The sequence below is a fragment of the Variimorphobacter sp. HTMS_6 genome (assembly GCF_059717775.1).
Window position 1 is genome coordinate 880,961 of record NZ_AP046094.1, and the last position, 16,320, is coordinate 897,280.

The 16,320-nt window shown below is 39.1% G+C and carries 17 protein-coding genes; 16 read left to right on the forward strand and 1 reads right to left on the reverse strand.

The annotated features are described in order from the left end of the window. Positions 1 to 5 precede the first annotated feature (5 nt). From AC6IWN_RS03925 to hemL, 14 genes are all read left to right on the forward strand, one after another. Positions 6 to 1,214: an ABC transporter permease gene (locus AC6IWN_RS03925; RefSeq protein WP_497991066.1), complete on the forward strand. Its 1,209-nt coding sequence runs from the start codon at positions 6 to 8 to the stop codon at positions 1,212 to 1,214. Then, the gene (locus tag AC6IWN_RS03930) at positions 1,211 to 2,302 is read left to right on the forward strand and encodes a hypothetical protein (protein WP_497991067.1); all 1,092 of its coding nucleotides are present in this window, start codon (positions 1,211 to 1,213) and stop codon (positions 2,300 to 2,302) included. Before AC6IWN_RS03925 ends, AC6IWN_RS03930 begins: the two co-directional genes overlap by 4 nt. Before the next feature lie 428 nt (positions 2,303 to 2,730). Beyond that, positions 2,731 to 3,666 (forward strand): cysteine synthase A, encoded by a 936-nt coding sequence (gene cysK / locus AC6IWN_RS03935; RefSeq protein ID WP_497991068.1) that lies wholly within the window; start codon positions 2,731 to 2,733, stop codon positions 3,664 to 3,666. Positions 3,667 to 3,748: 82 nt separating this feature from the next. Then, positions 3,749 to 3,958 (forward strand): sulfur carrier protein ThiS, encoded by a 210-nt coding sequence (thiS, locus tag AC6IWN_RS03940; RefSeq protein ID WP_497991069.1) that lies wholly within the window; start codon positions 3,749 to 3,751, stop codon positions 3,956 to 3,958. Next, positions 3,955 to 4,764 carry a HesA/MoeB/ThiF family protein gene (locus AC6IWN_RS03945; protein WP_497991070.1) on the forward strand — a complete coding sequence of 270 codons (810 nt, stop codon included), beginning with the start codon at positions 3,955 to 3,957 and terminating at the stop codon, positions 4,762 to 4,764. The genes thiS and AC6IWN_RS03945 overlap by 4 nt, the downstream gene beginning before the upstream one ends. Before the next feature lie 19 nt (positions 4,765 to 4,783). After that, positions 4,784 to 5,200 (forward strand): M67 family metallopeptidase, encoded by a 417-nt coding sequence (locus tag AC6IWN_RS03950; RefSeq protein ID WP_497991071.1) that lies wholly within the window; start codon positions 4,784 to 4,786, stop codon positions 5,198 to 5,200. A gap of 2 nt (positions 5,201 to 5,202) precedes the next feature. After that, positions 5,203 to 6,066 carry a ferredoxin-like domain-containing protein gene (locus tag AC6IWN_RS03955; protein WP_497991072.1) on the forward strand — a complete coding sequence of 288 codons (864 nt, stop codon included), beginning with the start codon at positions 5,203 to 5,205 and terminating at the stop codon, positions 6,064 to 6,066. A 44-nt stretch (positions 6,067 to 6,110) separates the two neighbouring features. After that, positions 6,111 to 6,359, forward strand: a complete 249-nt coding sequence (locus AC6IWN_RS03960; RefSeq protein ID WP_497991073.1) for a sulfurtransferase TusA family protein — start codon at positions 6,111 to 6,113, stop codon at positions 6,357 to 6,359. A gap of 354 nt (positions 6,360 to 6,713) precedes the next feature. After that, positions 6,714 to 7,772 (forward strand): glutamyl-tRNA reductase, encoded by a 1,059-nt coding sequence (hemA, locus tag AC6IWN_RS03965; RefSeq protein ID WP_497991074.1) that lies wholly within the window; start codon positions 6,714 to 6,716, stop codon positions 7,770 to 7,772. Positions 7,773 to 7,775: 3 nt separating this feature from the next. Continuing rightward, positions 7,776 to 8,405, forward strand: a complete 630-nt coding sequence (locus AC6IWN_RS03970) for a precorrin-2 dehydrogenase/sirohydrochlorin ferrochelatase family protein (RefSeq protein WP_497991075.1) — start codon at positions 7,776 to 7,778, stop codon at positions 8,403 to 8,405. A 14-nt stretch (positions 8,406 to 8,419) separates the two neighbouring features. After that, positions 8,420 to 9,322: a hydroxymethylbilane synthase gene (gene hemC, locus AC6IWN_RS03975; RefSeq protein WP_497991076.1), complete on the forward strand. Its 903-nt coding sequence runs from the start codon at positions 8,420 to 8,422 to the stop codon at positions 9,320 to 9,322. Between the two features lie 13 nt (positions 9,323 to 9,335). After that, complete coding sequence (gene cobA / locus AC6IWN_RS03980) at positions 9,336 to 10,841, forward strand: uroporphyrinogen-III C-methyltransferase (protein WP_497991077.1); 1,506 nt, start codon at positions 9,336 to 9,338, stop codon at positions 10,839 to 10,841. Between the two features lie 169 nt (positions 10,842 to 11,010). After that, a complete protein-coding gene (gene hemB / locus AC6IWN_RS03985; RefSeq protein ID WP_497991078.1) occupies positions 11,011 to 11,982 on the forward strand; it encodes a porphobilinogen synthase in 972 nt (323 codons plus the stop codon). A 4-nt stretch (positions 11,983 to 11,986) separates the two neighbouring features. Further along, on the forward strand, positions 11,987 to 13,282 hold the full coding sequence (hemL, locus tag AC6IWN_RS03990) for a glutamate-1-semialdehyde 2,1-aminomutase (protein WP_497991079.1): 1,296 nt from the start codon (positions 11,987 to 11,989) through the stop codon (positions 13,280 to 13,282). A gap of 17 nt (positions 13,283 to 13,299) precedes the next feature. Here hemL and AC6IWN_RS03995 read toward each other — a convergent pair whose 3' ends face one another. Beyond that, positions 13,300 to 14,172 carry a LysR family transcriptional regulator gene (locus tag AC6IWN_RS03995; RefSeq protein WP_497991080.1) on the reverse strand — a complete coding sequence of 291 codons (873 nt, stop codon included), beginning with the start codon at positions 14,170 to 14,172 and terminating at the stop codon, positions 13,300 to 13,302. Positions 14,173 to 14,364: 192 nt separating this feature from the next. Here AC6IWN_RS03995 and AC6IWN_RS04000 point away from each other — a divergent pair, with 192 nt between their 5' ends. Together AC6IWN_RS04000 and AC6IWN_RS04005 are read left to right on the forward strand one after the other, a co-directional pair. Then, positions 14,365 to 14,778, forward strand: a complete 414-nt coding sequence (locus AC6IWN_RS04000; protein ID WP_497991081.1) for a TOBE domain-containing protein — start codon at positions 14,365 to 14,367, stop codon at positions 14,776 to 14,778. A gap of 12 nt (positions 14,779 to 14,790) precedes the next feature. Continuing rightward, positions 14,791 to 15,876 carry a helix-turn-helix transcriptional regulator gene (locus AC6IWN_RS04005; RefSeq protein ID WP_497991082.1) on the forward strand — a complete coding sequence of 362 codons (1,086 nt, stop codon included), beginning with the start codon at positions 14,791 to 14,793 and terminating at the stop codon, positions 15,874 to 15,876. Positions 15,877 to 16,320 lie beyond the last annotated feature (444 nt).

Consider the following 16,320-nt stretch of genomic DNA (forward strand, 5'->3'; position numbering starts at 1 on the left):
TAAGGATGAGGATGTTGTGGGAAGAGTGCAAAAAGATAGTGGATCGAAGATCAATACTTGTAATTGCACTGTTTACGGGACTGTATCTATTTTTATATAGTGTCTTATATATCGCTGGATATCCGGAAGATAGTGCTGAAAGAGTTGCAGATTTATCCATCCATAAGACATTAGTAGACAAAATAGGTGGTAAAGTGGCAACGTGGCAAGAGGTTAATGCTGTTCTGGATGAGATATATAAAACAGATAAGAAAAAGCTGGATCAGTTGATTCAGGCGAATGATGTATTTAAAAAAAATGGAATTCATACCTATAAACAATTTAAGCATTGGAATCATAATGAAGCTGGTAAAGAAGCAAATGAAGAGATTAACAAATTAGTCTTCGAAACGGGAATGGATGAGGCGTTTCGAATTCAGACTATTGATAATATGAGAGAGAACTTTAAAATAATTCCGTATTTAAGTGGATCCAAAAAAGAGGCATCTAAAAATGTGAAGGAATGGTTTTCCGCGATGAGTTCTCCACGAGTAGGGGATTCGTTTGCTGTCAAGCGGATGGAAAGTTTATTTAATGTAGAGGAGATGACACTTCTTCCAAGTGAAATAATACGTTATATATCATTTGATATTCCTACCATGGGAATCCTGATGATAATCAGTTGTATGTTATTAATCATACCTTATCAGATCAAAGAAAGAAGCAGCAGGGTACGGAGTTTGCAGGCATCATCCATAGTCGGTCGCAGGATATGGAGAATCCAGATGGGGGCTTCCGTTTTGTCCGCGTTTGTGGTGTGCTTTTTTCAAAGTTTAATTTACTTCGGAATTATGCTACGTAAAGGCGTAGGGGAGTTCCTTGATTTTCCTGTCAATGGAAACGGGAATATTTATATTTGGGTTTCGACTAATTTGGGAGGATATTTTGCACTTACCTTTTTTCTGCTCACACTCTTAGCCTTGGGTTGTACTTCACTGTATTTTGTTTTATCAAGAGTTGCTACAAATTATGTATTTGGATTTGTAGTTGCAATTGGGCCAACCATAGGATTCATATATTTGTGTAGCACGCAGTTTAGGCTGTTTCTCTGGATACGTTCGAGAACCTATCATCTTCTGATTCCAATGGGGATTATTCTGGGGATGGTACTGTCTGGAGTAGTTGCGTGCATTATCATGTCATACCGGGATCAAAGAAGGGATGTATCAGAATGATAATAAAAGAAGAGAGTCAGAAACTAATGAAGCATCCTGTATTTTGGGTACTGCTTGTGATATTTCTGATTATTAATCTGTTGTTAGTGTATGAAAATACCCATGGCATGAAAAAAGATCTGAACGAGATACAAAACAGCCTCCAAAAGTCATCGGATCATAAGGATGAACTTGCAATATATAACCAGTCGCTTTACGAAAAATTATACAAAAGTCTTGATATGGTTCAAATCAAAAATTTGAAGGAGCAGCTTTCTAAATATAATCCAAAGGGTAGCTATGGTCGATTCATTGACAATAACTATAAATTATTGAATCAAAGAGTTGAAGAAATTAAGAAAAGCGGAGAAACAAAGGCTCTCTTTTATCCAGGAGAATATTATAAGGTGCATAAAAACTTATATAATAATATTCTTTATAACGTTTTTCTTGAAATGCTGTTTTTTGTGGTGGTAGGGATGTTGTTTTTAATGGATTATGAAAGACTTAATAAAACAGAAGATCTTGTTTATTCCGCTAATCAAGGAAAGAAAATTCAATTACTAAAAATGTATATGGGAGGAGGCTTTGGACTTGGCTTTGGATGCCTCTTGCTTCTTCTGACGTTACTTGCTTTTTTCTCTCAGATATCCTTCCGATCATTTTGGAATACTTCCATATCTGCTCCTTTGGTAGCCAATGTTCGGGGAGTTTTATATTATCCGTTCATCACCTATGATAAGATGACGGTCGCTAGTTATCTTTTCTGGACCATTGCAGCAGGTCTGGCCTTCATTATCGGGATAGGAATTTTGGTTGGTTGTATTCAATTGATCGTTCACAATAGTTATCTTTCAATCGTAATCATGGGGTTTTTAATGATGGGAGGAGTAGGGCTAGCTTATTCTGTGTCCACCCGAACCTGGCTGGATGTTTTGATCGACTTGAACCCTTCGTCCATGCTTCGCCGCTGTGGTGGATGGTTTATAGAAAATGATTTGTCACTTAGCTTTCGAGGTAATGAACTTCTTGCAGTTGTGCTTTTACTGTTTTTTGTTGCTGTAAGTTATGTGTTTTCAAGGAGAAAATGGATTGCCGGAGATGTTTAAGTGAGTCAATCTAGTAATTAGGAGTTTACTGTTTGCTTGATTTTATTAAGAAAATAAATGCTGAAACCGGAGATAGTAAGATCTACTTATCTCCGATTTTTTTGTTTAATAGGTTGCTTTCAAGTGCCTATAATGTTCTAATTAAGCGGATTTTTAACAGATGGGCGAGAGTGCCTTTCTTATGGGTTATTCGAATATAATTTTATGTATTTGCTTACTCTATTTCTAATGAATAATATTTCTTTAGTATCGGGATGTGGAATCAACTCTTAAGGTCAATTGGTGGCAAAACGCTGATATTCATATAAAACATATATGATATATAAAAAAATCATACCTAGCCTATTGACATCGATGGAAAATTATAATAATATAAAACATATCAATTTACTAGGAAATATATAAAAGAAATAATGGAGGTAATAAATATGGCAAATATAGCAAAGAATTTAACGGACTTAATTGGTAATACACCTTTATTAGAATTATCAAATTATAATAAGGAGCATGGCTTGGATGCAAAAGTTGTTGCGAAATTAGAATACTTTAATCCGGCCTCCAGTGTAAAAGATCGTATCGGTTTTGCAATGATTAAAGACGCAGAGGAGAAGGGTCTTATTAATAAAGACACTGTTCTCATTGAACCTACAAGTGGTAATACAGGTATTGCACTTGCTTTTGTTGCTGCCGCAAGAGGATATAAATTAATTCTTACTATGCCTGAGACGATGAGCTTGGAGCGTCGTAACTTATTAAAGGCACTCGGTGCTGATTTAGTATTAACACCTGGAGCAGAAGGAATTGGAGGATCTATTAAAAAAGCAGAAGAATTAGCGGAACAAACACCAAACTCCTATATTCTTCAGCAGTTTAAAAATCCTGCAAATCCTTTAATGCATATTAACACCACTGCAGAAGAGATTTGGAGAGATACGGACGGAGAAGTAGATATCTTTATCGCGGGTGTTGGTACCGGCGGTACGGTATCCGGTGTATCGGAAGGACTGAAAAAGAAGAAACCGGGTGTTCAAGTAATCGCAGTAGAGCCATCCGATTCCCCTGTATTATCCGGCGGTAATAAAGGGCCTCATAAGATTCAGGGTATCGGCGCAGGATTTGTTCCGGATAATTATCATAGCGAATTCATTGATGAGATATATCAGGTAAAGAATGAAGAAGCATTCGAGACCTCCAGAAAGCTTGCTAAATCAGAGGGCTTATTAGTTGGTATCTCCTCAGGTGCTGCAGCATATGCGGCAACTCAGATTGCAAAAAGACCGGAGAATAAAGGAAAGACGATTGTCGTTCTTCTACCTGACACAGGAGAAAGATATTTATCCACTACATTATATCAAGACGCATAATAAATGATAAAGTACTAGGGGGATGTTGCAAAATTTGCAGCAGCCCCCACTGTAATATAAAATGGATAGAAGGAGGCAATTTATGAAGATTGCAGTGAACGGAAAAGAAGTTGTTCTTGAAAGTGCACTTTCAGTAAAGGAATTATTAGAGACACAAAAGGTGGAGATGCAGGACTACGTGACAGTACAGCTTAATGAGGAATTTATTAATCGTGAAGATTTCGAAACACTTCTAGTAAAAGAAGGAGATGTAATTGAATTCTTATATTTCATGGGAGGCGGTGCAAGATGAGCTTTACCAATGAACAGATGGAACGTTATTCCCGACACATCATATTAAAAGAGGTTGGGGCAAAAGGACAGACTAAGCTTCTGAATTCCAAAGTGCTGATTATCGGAACAGGCGGACTAGGTGCACCGGCCGCGATGTTCTTGGCAGCTGCCGGAGTTGGAACCATCGGCCTTGTGGACTTTGATGCAGTAGAATTATCAAATCTTCAAAGACAGATTATACACTTGACAAAGGATGTGGGTAAGCCTAAAGTAATATCAGGCAAAGAGACGATTAATGAGATGAACCCGGATGTCAATGTCATTACATATCAGCAGTGGGTAAGTGCCTCCAATATAGTAGATATTATTAAGGATCAAGATTATGATTTTATTATTGACGGTACAGATAACTTCCCGGCTAAATTCTTGATTAATGATGCATGTGTATTGACTGAAAAGCCATTCTCCCATGCAGGTATCATCAGATTTCAGGGACAGACGATGACCTATGTTCCGGGTCAGGGACCCTGCTACCGATGCGTATTTGAGAATCCACCGCCGCCGGATGCAGTTCCTACTTGCAAATCAGCAGGCGTGTTAGGTGTAATGGGTGGTATCATCGGTACAATTCAAGCAACAGAAGCGATTAAATATATCCTGGGAATCGGTGATCTTCTGACCGGACAGCTATTAACCTATGATTCGCTTAAAATGGAATTTAGAAAGGTTAAGTTGCCCAAGAATAAGAAATGTCAGGTTTGCGGAGAGCATCCAACCATAACAGAGCTAATCGATTACGAGCAGGCAGCATGTGATCTGAAATAATAGATAGGCGGTAATCCATATGATCGTTTTAACAAAGCAACAATACAATGAGATAGTAAATCATTCTCTTAGTGGTATGCCGAATGAAGCCTGCGGTTTGTTGGGCGGAGTGACGAAAGATGGTATAAAGCGGGTAAAAAAGATATATTTATTAGAAAATATGGATCGAAGTCCAGAACATTTTTCGATGGATCCAAAGGAGCAGTTCGCTGCAATTAAGGATATAAGACAAAATGGTTGGACATTGCTTGGTAATTTTCATAGTCATCCGGAAACACCTTCCCGTCCATCGGAGGAAGACAAAAGGCTGGCTTTTGATCCGGAATCTAGCTATTTGATTCTATCCTTAATGGAGCAGAATAATCCGATATTAAATAGTTTTCGAATCGCTAATAACAATGTAAATCAAGAAGATTTAAAGATTGAAGGAGAGTAATTATGGCACAGGTTGATTATAAGGAATTAAAAAAAGGCGGATTTATGCGCCAAGTGCAAAAGAATCATTTCGCATTGAGACTCAGAGTAGTTGGTGGCCAACTTCAGGCAGATAAATTACTGAAGGTGTATGAGATTGCCAATAAATACGGAAAAGGCTATATACATATGACTTCCAGACAGAGCCTTGAGATTCCTTATATTAAATTAGAGGATATTGAGATCGTTAAGCAAGAACTCAAGGAAGCTGGTTTACAGCCGGGTGCCTGTGGTCCAAGAGTTAGAACGATTACTTCCTGCCAGGGAAGTGAAATCTGTACAAGTGGTTTAATTGATACCGTCGCTCTTGCAAAAGAGTTTGATGAGAGATATTATGCAAGAGAATTACCTCATAAGTTTAAGCTTGGCATTACAGGCTGCCGCAATAACTGTTTAAAGGCGGAGGAAAATGATATCGGAGTAAAAGGTGGTATGCAGCCGACCTGGAACCAAAGCTTATGTACCTATTGTGGCTTATGTGAGGCGGTTTGTCGTGAAGATGCGATTAAAGTTGATAAGCAGAATAAGGCACTTACTTTTGATGAGTCTTCCTGTAATTATTGCGGTAGATGTGTGAAATCATGTCCTACCGAAGCGTGGGAAGGAAAGAGCGGATTTTTGGTTTACTTCGGAGGGCTGTTCGGAAATCGTATCACAATTGGTAAGCAGCTGTTACCAATCATATTTTCCACAGAGCAGCTTCATGCGATTATTGAGACAACATTACAATTCTTTGAGAAGTATGGTAAACCAAGTGAGCGCTTTGGTAACACTCTAGAGCGTGTCGGTTGGAATCTGCTTCAGGAGGAATTAGATAAAGTAATCTAATTTAGGCACCCAAACCAGTTAATATTAAACAGGAGGTTTCATAAATGAGTGATGTAAAAATCGATGGCATAGTTGATATTACGGATGTTGTTTGCCCAATGACTTTTGTTAAGGCTAAGATTGCGATAGAAGAGCTTGAAGATGGTCAGGTTCTGGAAGTTAAGATGAATGAGGGAGAACCGATAGCAAATGTCCCAAGGAGCTTTAAGGATGAAGGACATAAGATATTGAATGTTAATAATAACGAGGATGGAACCTTTACAATTCTCGTAGAAAAAAGCGGACTCGAATAATCGCAGAATTTATTGTTGGAAGATAAAAGATAATACGATATAATAAGGTCTATGGATAACATAGGCCTTTCTTGCATCACCTTATTCGAAGGTTATTCTTTTTCGTTCGAGGGACGGTGTATGGTATGGGATCATCAATTTCTCATCCGGCTCGCTCATTAGTAGTACCAGTAAGTTTATTAAGCAAGTCTATCAAATGAACATGTGTTATTTATCATACAAGCATTAACTAGAGGTTACTTTGTATCAAAATATTATAAAAACTATATTCTATGGGATAATAATTGGGCAGGAGGAACGTTCGGAGAACACGAGTTGTTCGTTCTGTGATTTGGCGTTGAAAGGAACCTTAACATGACATCAAGGCAAATATATGTAATCGGAGTGAATTATAAAACTACTCCGATTGAAATTAGGGAACAATTCAATATAGATATTCAGGATTATGAAGATACCTTATCGGCGATTAATCAGGTCGAAGGGGTGCAGGAGTGTGCGCTGCTTTCTACCTGTAATAGGACAGAAATACATGTAGTAGCGGAAAAGTCTGTTCGTGATACCAGAAGCATTGAAGAGAAATTCTGTTCCTTAAAGGGAATTGATTTATATCAGGTAAAGAAATACTTCTATGTCTATGAGGGAATGAATGCAATTCATCATATTATTAAGGTGGCTTCCGGTATGGATTCCATGATTCTGGGGGAAGACCAGATTCTTGGTCAGTTTAAGAGAGCATATGAAATTTCTATGAAGCAGGGCAGCAGTAAATCCGTACTGAATACACTCTCAAGACTGGCAATCACTTCTTCAAAGAAGATCAAAACAAGAAATATATATGTAGGGAAAGCACGTTCCGTAGCTGGACGAGCAGTATCGTTTCTTTCTGATTTGTTTGGTGAACAATTGAAGGATAAAAAAGTGTTGATGATCGGTTCGGGAGAGATGGGACAGCTTGTTTTTAAAGAATTGAATGAACTTGGAGCAAACAATATCCTTATGACAAAAAGGAATATGGCTTGTATGAAAGAGAGTCAGAAGTTATGTGGTGATATTACTTATGTAGATTATACAGAGCGTTATCAATATATTGACGAATGTGATATCATAATAAGTGCTACTTCAAGTCCGCATTATACAGTGACGAAGGATGTATTGGATGAAAATATATTAGTTAAAGAAAAAGAGCATATATTTATTGATCTTGCTGTTCCAAGAGACATTGACTCCTCAATCAGGGATGGTAAGCAAATACAGTTATATAATGTGGATGATATGAGCCATCTGGAGAATAAGGATTCAAATCATGAAAAACAGATGGATTTAGAATATATACAAGAGCAAATCGATCTTCATACCGAGGAATTTATCAGGTGGTATCAAAAGCACAATATTTATTCCACAAGGAAGGAGTAGGGCATGTCATCATTTCCGTTGTTTGTTAACTTGAAGAATAAAAAATGTCTCATAGTCGGAGCAGGGATTGTAGCTTACCGGAAAATCGAAATATTGCTTCGTTATGATGCGGATATCCATGTGATTGCGCCGGAAGTGATTGCACCGATCGCTCAGTTTGAGAGTGAAGGAAGGATTCGAATTGAACAAAGGGAATATCTTGATGAGGATGTGCAGGGTGCGTTTTTAGTAATCGCGGCAACTTCCTCCTTGGAGACGAACGCAAAAGCATATGAGGAAGCAGTGAAGCGGAATATCCCTGTTAATGTCGTGGATGATCCGGAGCGCTGCACCTTTTTCTTTCCCTCGGTAATTAAAAGAGGGGATTTAACGGTTGGCATCTCAACGGATGGAAAATATCCGGCGTTATCAAAAAAACTTCGTAAGATGATGGATGAATCCATAACGGAGGAATATTCTGAAATAATAGAACTGCTTGCCCGGTTTCGTGCACAAGTTAGGGAACACATACCGAGTCAGGGTCAGAGAGAACTTGTATTAAAACAGGTAATTGAGGAGTTCTATGTAAACGGTGAAATCACAGGAGAAGCGTTAAATAAACTTCTTTTAAAATATAGAGATGAATTAAAATAGCTGGAGGCAATATCATGGAAAAACGTATCCGGGTTGGTACAAGACAGAGTGCACTTGCGATTGCACAAACAAATATAATAATAGAGCAATTAAAGCACTTAAATCCGGAATTGGAATTTGAGTTAGTCGGAATCAAGACAAAGGGAGATGTCTTGTTAAATACAAAACTTGATTTGATCGGTGGCAAAGGGTTATTTGTGAATGAGATAGAACATGCCTTATTGGAGGACTCCATCGATATGGCGATTCATAGCATGAAGGATATGCCAGCCATAATGCCGGAAGAGCTAGTCATCGCCGCTGTATCCAGGCGGGAAGATCCAAGAGATGTGTTGGTTACAAGAGGTGATGTAACACTACAGAATCTCAAATCAGGGGCTGTGATAGGAACTAGTAGTGCGCGTAGAGAGGTTCAGATATTACAGCTCAGAGAAGATTTAAATATAAAACAACTTCGTGGAAATGTACTAACCAGATTGGATAAGCTGGCGGCAGGAGAATACGATGGGATTATTCTTGCGGCAGCAGGGTTAAACCGCCTAGGTATGGGATATCGTTGCTCTCAGTACCTGGAGGTTCGTGATATGATTCCGTCCATTGGTCAAGGAATCCTTGGTATTCAGACGAAGCGTGGTGGAAAGCTACAAAGCATAATTGAAGAGATTAATAGCCCAGAGGCGATGTTACAGTTAGAGGCAGAACGCAGAATTATGTTAAAATTAGACGGAGGTTGCAGTACACCAATCGCCGCTCATGCACAGATTGAGGGTGACAGAATGATGATATATGGAATGCTAGCGACAACAGATTATGCAAAATGTGTGAAAGCTCAGATCGAGGGTAAGAAGCAGGATGCACTCAGGTTGGGTGAGAATCTGGCAGACCAGTTAAATGATCTGATCAACCAGTGCAATTAGTGGAGGTAATAGGATGCAGGGAAAAGTATATATCATCGGAGCAGGTCCGGGTAATTATAAAATGATGACCATAAAAGCACTGGAATGTATGAAAAAGGCTGATGTGATTGTTCATGATCGTCTGATTGACAGTAAGGTGCTTGGGTTTGCTTCAAAAGAGGCAGAAATGATCAATGTGGGGAAACATCCCACCTATCATCAAGTGCCTCAAAAAGAAATCAATCAAATTATATGCAAACTTGCGAAAGAAGGGAAAAAGGTAGCCAGAGTAAAAGGCGGCGATTCATTTTTGTTCGGAAGAGGAGGAGAAGAGTGTGAATACCTGAGGGAGCATGGCGTTTCCTATGAGGTCGTACCAGGTGTGACATCTTCTATAGCTGTTCCGGCATTTGCAGGAATTCCGGTTACTCATCGTAGCTTCGCTTCCTCCGTGCATATTATAACAGGTCATAAAAGTCCGGAGAATGAGGGAAAAAGCTTTGATTTGGATGCTTTGGCAAAGGTGGAAGGCACGCTCGTGTTCTTAATGGGTGTTAAAAATATTGGGGAGATTTGCACTGGGTTACTTCGATACGGCAAAGAGGAGGATACACCGGTCGCGATTGTAGAAAAAGGTGGTAGTGCTGATCAGAGAGTGATTCGTGGTACATTAAACCGGATTGTGGAGATATCGGAGCAGGAGGAGGTAACATCCCCTGCGGTTATTGTTATTGGATATGTTGCACAATTACATGATAAACTCGCCTGGTTTAATCAAGGAATCCTCGCAGGAAAGCGGATCGTTGTGACAAGACCAAGTCACCAATCCCAGGGACTAGTGGACTCTCTCGAGGATCTTGGCGCTACCGTAATAGAGTATCCGGTGATAAAAATTGAACCTAATGCGGATAAAGAGACACTTTTAAATGTGTTGGATCAAATTAATGACTATCAATGGATCGTGTTTACAAGCGCGAATGGTGTTAATATATTCTTTGATCAGTTGAAACAATGGAAAAAGGATATCAGACTGTTTCAGGGTTTGAAATTCGCCGTCGTTGGTACTGCCACACAAAAAGCTCTAGAAGATCGTGGTATCTATGCGGATTATGTCCCTGAACTGTTTACAACAGCTCATCTTTGTGAAGGTCTTCTGAAGCGGGTAGATAGTAAGGATAAGTTACTATTGTTGCGTTCCGAGATTGCAAGCCGAGATTTATCTGATGGGATTAGGAAGCAGGGAATTGCATTTGACGATGTGCCGGTTTACAAAATAGTGGAGAATAAGCAGGAGCAGTCCGAATTACCGGAATTACTTGAGAAGAATATGATTGATTTCGTTATATTTACAAGTCCGTCTACGGTGAATTCTTTTGTATCGATATTTGGTAAAGAGCGTATCGCAAATATGACTGCTGAATGTGTATGCATTGGACCGGTTACAGCGAAAGCAGCAGAAGAAGTGGGTATGAAGATAGCCGGAGTGGCAGAGGAATATCTGGAAGAAGGAATTGTAAACAAGCTAATAGAATTATCTTAGTGTGAATGATTGAAATGCATAATTCACACTTAAAGTTTGTGCTTGCGAAATCCTCAGCATAAACTAATACAAAGGACATGCATGATAAAATTTTGTATTAAATAAAGTTTTTCTACAAAACAAAATGCACATACCTTAAATCACATCTGTTGGTAGTAGGAGGTTTAATATGGAGATAGAGAAGAGACCACGAAGATTAAGAGCAAATGAAGGGGTACGTAAACTGGTTAGTGAAACAATCATTACACCGGATAATTTTATCTACCCGCTTTTTGTTGTTGAAGGAACCGGAGTAGAACGAGAGATTTCCTCAATGCCGGGAACCTACCATTATTCAGTAGATAAATTATTATTCGAACTGGAAGAAGTCAGTAAGGCAGGTGTTCCTGGGGTTATGCTGTTTGGTGTACCTGAGGAAAAGGACGAACTGGGCAGCGGTGCTTATTGTGAACATGGCATCGTACAACAAGCATTAAGGGAAGCGAAGAAGCGTTTTCCTCAGATGATTTTTACTGCGGATGTGTGTTTGTGTGAATATACCAGCCATGGCCACTGTGGCGTGATCAAGGACGGATATGTCGATAATGACATGACGCTGGACTTGCTGACAAAGGCATCTGTGAGCCTTGCAGAGGCAGGTGCGGATGTGATCGCTCCCTCGGACATGATGGATGGAAGAGTTGGAGCGATTCGTAAAGGCCTAGATTCCCAGGGGTTTATAGATAAAATCATAATGTCTTATAGTGTAAAATATGCCTCTGCTTTCTATGGCCCTTTTCGTGATGCTGCCGGTTCTGCTCCGGCATTCGGAGATAGAAAAACCTATCAGATGGATTATCACGGTAGAAAAGAAGCAATGAAAGAAATAGAACTTGATATCGCAGAGGGCACGGATATTATTATGGTGAAGCCTGCACTTGCATACTTAGACATCATTAAAGAAGCTTCAGAACGTTTTGATTATCCACTTGCAGCTTATCAGGTAAGCGGAGAGTACTGTATGATTAAGGCAGCGGCTCAAAGAGGATGGATTGATGAACAACGAGCAGCTCTCGAGTCCTTAACGGCGATTAAGCGTGCCGGAGCCAATATCATAATCAGCTATTATGCGAAGAATATCAAAGAGTGGATGGACAGGTGAGAATATGGAATTTAATAAATCAAGTGAAATATACAATCAATCTTATCAGATAATACCGGGAGGTGTGAATAGCCCGGTTCGTGCCTGTCAATCAGTGGGACGCACACCACTTATTATAGACAGAGCATCAGGAGCAAGAATTTATGATGTGGATGGCAATGAGTTCATCGATTATATCTGTTCCTGGGGGCCTATGATTCTTGGACATGCACATCCGGAAGTGTTGGAGGCAATCGCAAAGGCGGCATCAAAGGGAATCAGTTTTGGAGCACCAACGAAGAACGAATTGGTATTAGCTGAATTGATTTGTGATGCAGTACCGTCAATCGATATGGTACGCCTTGTGAATTCCGGTACGGAAGCGGCGATGAGCGCAATTCGTCTCGCTAGAGGCTACACAGGAAGAGATCTGATTGTTAAATTTGAGGGTTGTTACCATGGACATAGTGATGGATTATTGGTGAAAGCCGGCTCGGGAGCACTGACCTCTGGAATTCCTGATAGCGCGGGAGTCCCTGCGGACTATTCAAAGAATACTTTAATCGCTACTTATAATGACTGTGAACAAATTACAGAGATATTTAAAAAACACGGAGATCAGTTGGCAGCTGTAATCGTTGAGCCCGTGGCAGCTAATATGGGAGTGGTTTTACCGAATCAAGAGTTCTTACAAAAGCTCCGTGATTTAACAAAGGAGCATGGTGCACTCCTAATCTTTGATGAAGTAATTACCGGTTTTCGTCTATCTTACGGCGGAGCACAGGAGCTGTTCAACATACTTCCCGATATTACCGTACTTGGTAAGATCGTAGGAGGAGGTATGCCAATCGGTGCATATGGTGCAAGCAAAGAGATTATGAGTAAAGTGGCTCCGGTGGGACCGGTATATCAGGCCGGGACTTTATCAGGAAACCCGGTTGCTGTTGCAGCGGGAATCAGCACTTTATCCACACTTAAGAATACAAAGAATATCTATACCAAGTTAAATAAACTAGGGGATAAACTAGAGATCGGATTGAAAGAAGCTGCGAAAAAGCAAGGGCGTAACATTTCAATTAACCGCATTGGATCATTGATGAGCGTATTTTTTCAAAATAATGAAGTGCTCGACTTCAAGTCGGCAGTACAATCTGACGTAAATGCTTATAAGGAATATTATTCACGAATGCTTACCGGAGGAATTTATATCGCTCCGGCACAGTATGAAGCAATGTTTTTGTCTGATGCACATACTGAGGAAGATATAGTAAAGACTATTCAAGCTGCAGATTATGCATTTGGTAGCATGTCGCAAGCATAATTGAGCGTAATGAGGAATTACTCAAAATGAGTGGTGGTTACAATCTCTTTAAAATAACTTAATGGCTTTGAAAAATGCTTATCCTTGTGATAAACAATTTGAAGCTTACGATTTAAATTCATATCTTGTATTGGTAATTCTGTTACTTCCTTCCGGTCGATATGCTCTTTTGCAATACGGTAAGGGAGAACAGCAATTCCGATATTTTCTTTTACTGCATTGATAAGAGCGTAGCTGCTGCAGCTTTCCCACACCGGTTGAATTGGAAAACCGCTTAAGGAAGCGAGCTTATCAAAGGTAATACGAACACCGGCACCCTGTTCTCGCAGTAAGAAGTCTTCCTTTGCAATATCACTTAAATGAAGATTTTTACTTTGGGTTAGGGGATGTTGGTTATTCGCAAGCAGTACAATTCGATCATGGAAAAATACCTCATACGCTAAGTGAGGATCTAGTTCTCTTTCTTCAATCAAAACCATATCTAGTTCATTCTTAAGCAATAAATCCAGTAAATGTCCCGCATTATTAATGGATACCAACACTTTAACATTTGGATATATCTGTCCAAAGCGTTTCACATATTGTTGAATCATAGTTGCGCCTACCGTTATATTTGCTCCGATTTTAATTTTTTCTTTTTTATGAACCCTTTCTTTACTCTTATCAAATACGGATAATATCTGAGAAGCATGTTGATACACTTCATTCCCGGCTTCCGTCGGATAGAGCGTTCTGGGAAAACGATCAAACAGGACCTCTTCATAATACTCCTCCAATTCTTTAATTGCCTGACTGACAGAGGGTTGGGTCATATATAGCTTTTTTGCTGCATTGGTCATATTCCTTTCTTCATAAACGGTAAGAAATATAGTTAGATGTCGCAGTGTCATATTATACCTCCTTGTTTTGATGAATAAATTATTGTATCAAAAGTACTTAACAAATTCAGATTTGCAATATATAGGTAATTACCTATATATATTATAAAATATAACTATTTTACTTATTAATCAATAGACAATACGATAGAAGTAAATAAAAACCATAAATTGGTGCAAAAACAATCAAAGGAGAAGGCAATTATGAAACTGAGCGCAAGAAATCAAGTAAAAGGAACAGTAAAGTCAATTGAAAAGGGGGCGGTAAATGCAATCGTTACGTTGGAAGCAAGCGGAGCTTTGATTAAGGGAACCATTTCACTGGACGCTGTATCGGAACTTAATCTGGCAGTAGGAGTTGAGGCAGTTGCAATCGTAAAAGCAACAGAAGTATTAGTGGGTGTTGGAGAGTTGAAGCTTAGCGCAAGAAATCAGATAGGAGGGAAAGTAACATCAATCAAGGAAGGTGCAGTTAACGGAATTGTTACCATAACAAGTGGCGAGATTGTAATCTCTGCAACCATATCCGTCGAAGCAATCAAAGAATTAGGGTTAACAGTCGGCAGTGATGTAGTAGCTGTAATAAAATCCACTTCAGTCATGTTTGGTGTACTTTAATACATAGAGCCTATGGAGGAGAATACAGTATTAACAGCCCAAGAAGTTGCAGAAATGCTTAAAATAGCCAAGAATACCGTTTACGAATTAATTAAGCGTGGTGAATTAAATGGATACCGTGTGGGAAAGAAGTTAAGAGTGGATCTGCAGGATGTAATTGAATATAAAAATAGTACAAAGGCGAAATTCCATACGCATATTGTACAGGACTTGCCCCATCCTGTTTTACAAACTCAAACAGTTTTAGAGACACAGGTAAATTTAGAAACACAGTCTTTTTCGGAAGCACAAGCGGTTTTAGTAAAACAGCTACCTAATGTTGGTAAGAAAAAGGAGTTGGCAGAAAGTTATCCTCGACCAAAACATTTTATTTCACAAGAGGATACAAGGACGAATGGCTTTATAATCTGTGGGCAGGATGTCATACTGGATATTCTCTCAAGCTATCTGCAAGATCATATGAATCATATACAGGCCGTAAGATCCTATGCAGGGAGCTATAATGGGCTGTATGCACTGTATCATAATGAAGTTCAGCTCGTCACCGTTCATCTTTACGATGGTGAGACGGGAGAATATAATATACCCTATGTAAAGAGAATGGTGCCTGGAATCCCTACCATGATTGTGCATCTTGCAACAAGACAACAGGGCTTTTATGTTGCTAAAGGAAATCCCAAAGGGATACGGAGTTGGGAAGATCTTAAGAGAAAAGATATTACTATGATTAATAGGGAGAGAGGAAGCGGAACCAGAGTGTTGCTCGATGAAAAGCTGAAGTTATTAGGAATACCCGGGAATCAGATAGTGGGTTATAATCTGGAAAGCACCTCCCACCTAACGATTGCGAGTACGGTTGCCAGAGGAGGAGCGGATGTTGGCCTTGGCAATGAAAAATCTGCACTGCAGGTCAGCGGAGTTGATTTTATACCACTACAGACGGAACAGCTTGACTTAGTGTTTAAAAAGGAAGATCTCAATAAACCGGAATTTCAAGCCGTATTGCAAACATTGAATTCCAAGGAATTTCAATCAGAACTGGAAGGGATAGGAGGATACAACATCAGCCGGATAGGAAGCATAATTTCTGAAACTTAAGTTAGAAAGGGCGCCCAGTATAGAAATTATATTTATCTCGATAGATAATGAAGGAATAGCAGGTATATTATAAATAAATTAATAAATAAAGGTGATGCCGATATTTCAAGGTAATAACTTCAGCTCGTATGATGTAGTTACTTAGGAATATCGGTATCACCTTTTATTATGCGATTATATAATAACAGAGTAAATGTTACAGGTGTTTATGATGACTGGTGATGGTTCTAATTAATACTATAATACGCTAAGGAATTTTGTTAAAGTGAGATAATTGTATAAAATGACGGCAATTAATTGAAAATATGGCATTCTTTCTATGATTTGATGCATTGTTTTGAGTAAAAATTATCCTTATACTACCAATAACAAAACATTACATAACGGAACATAACATAACAAAACGTAGTTATAGTCGATTCATAAAGGAAGCTATAACGGGGA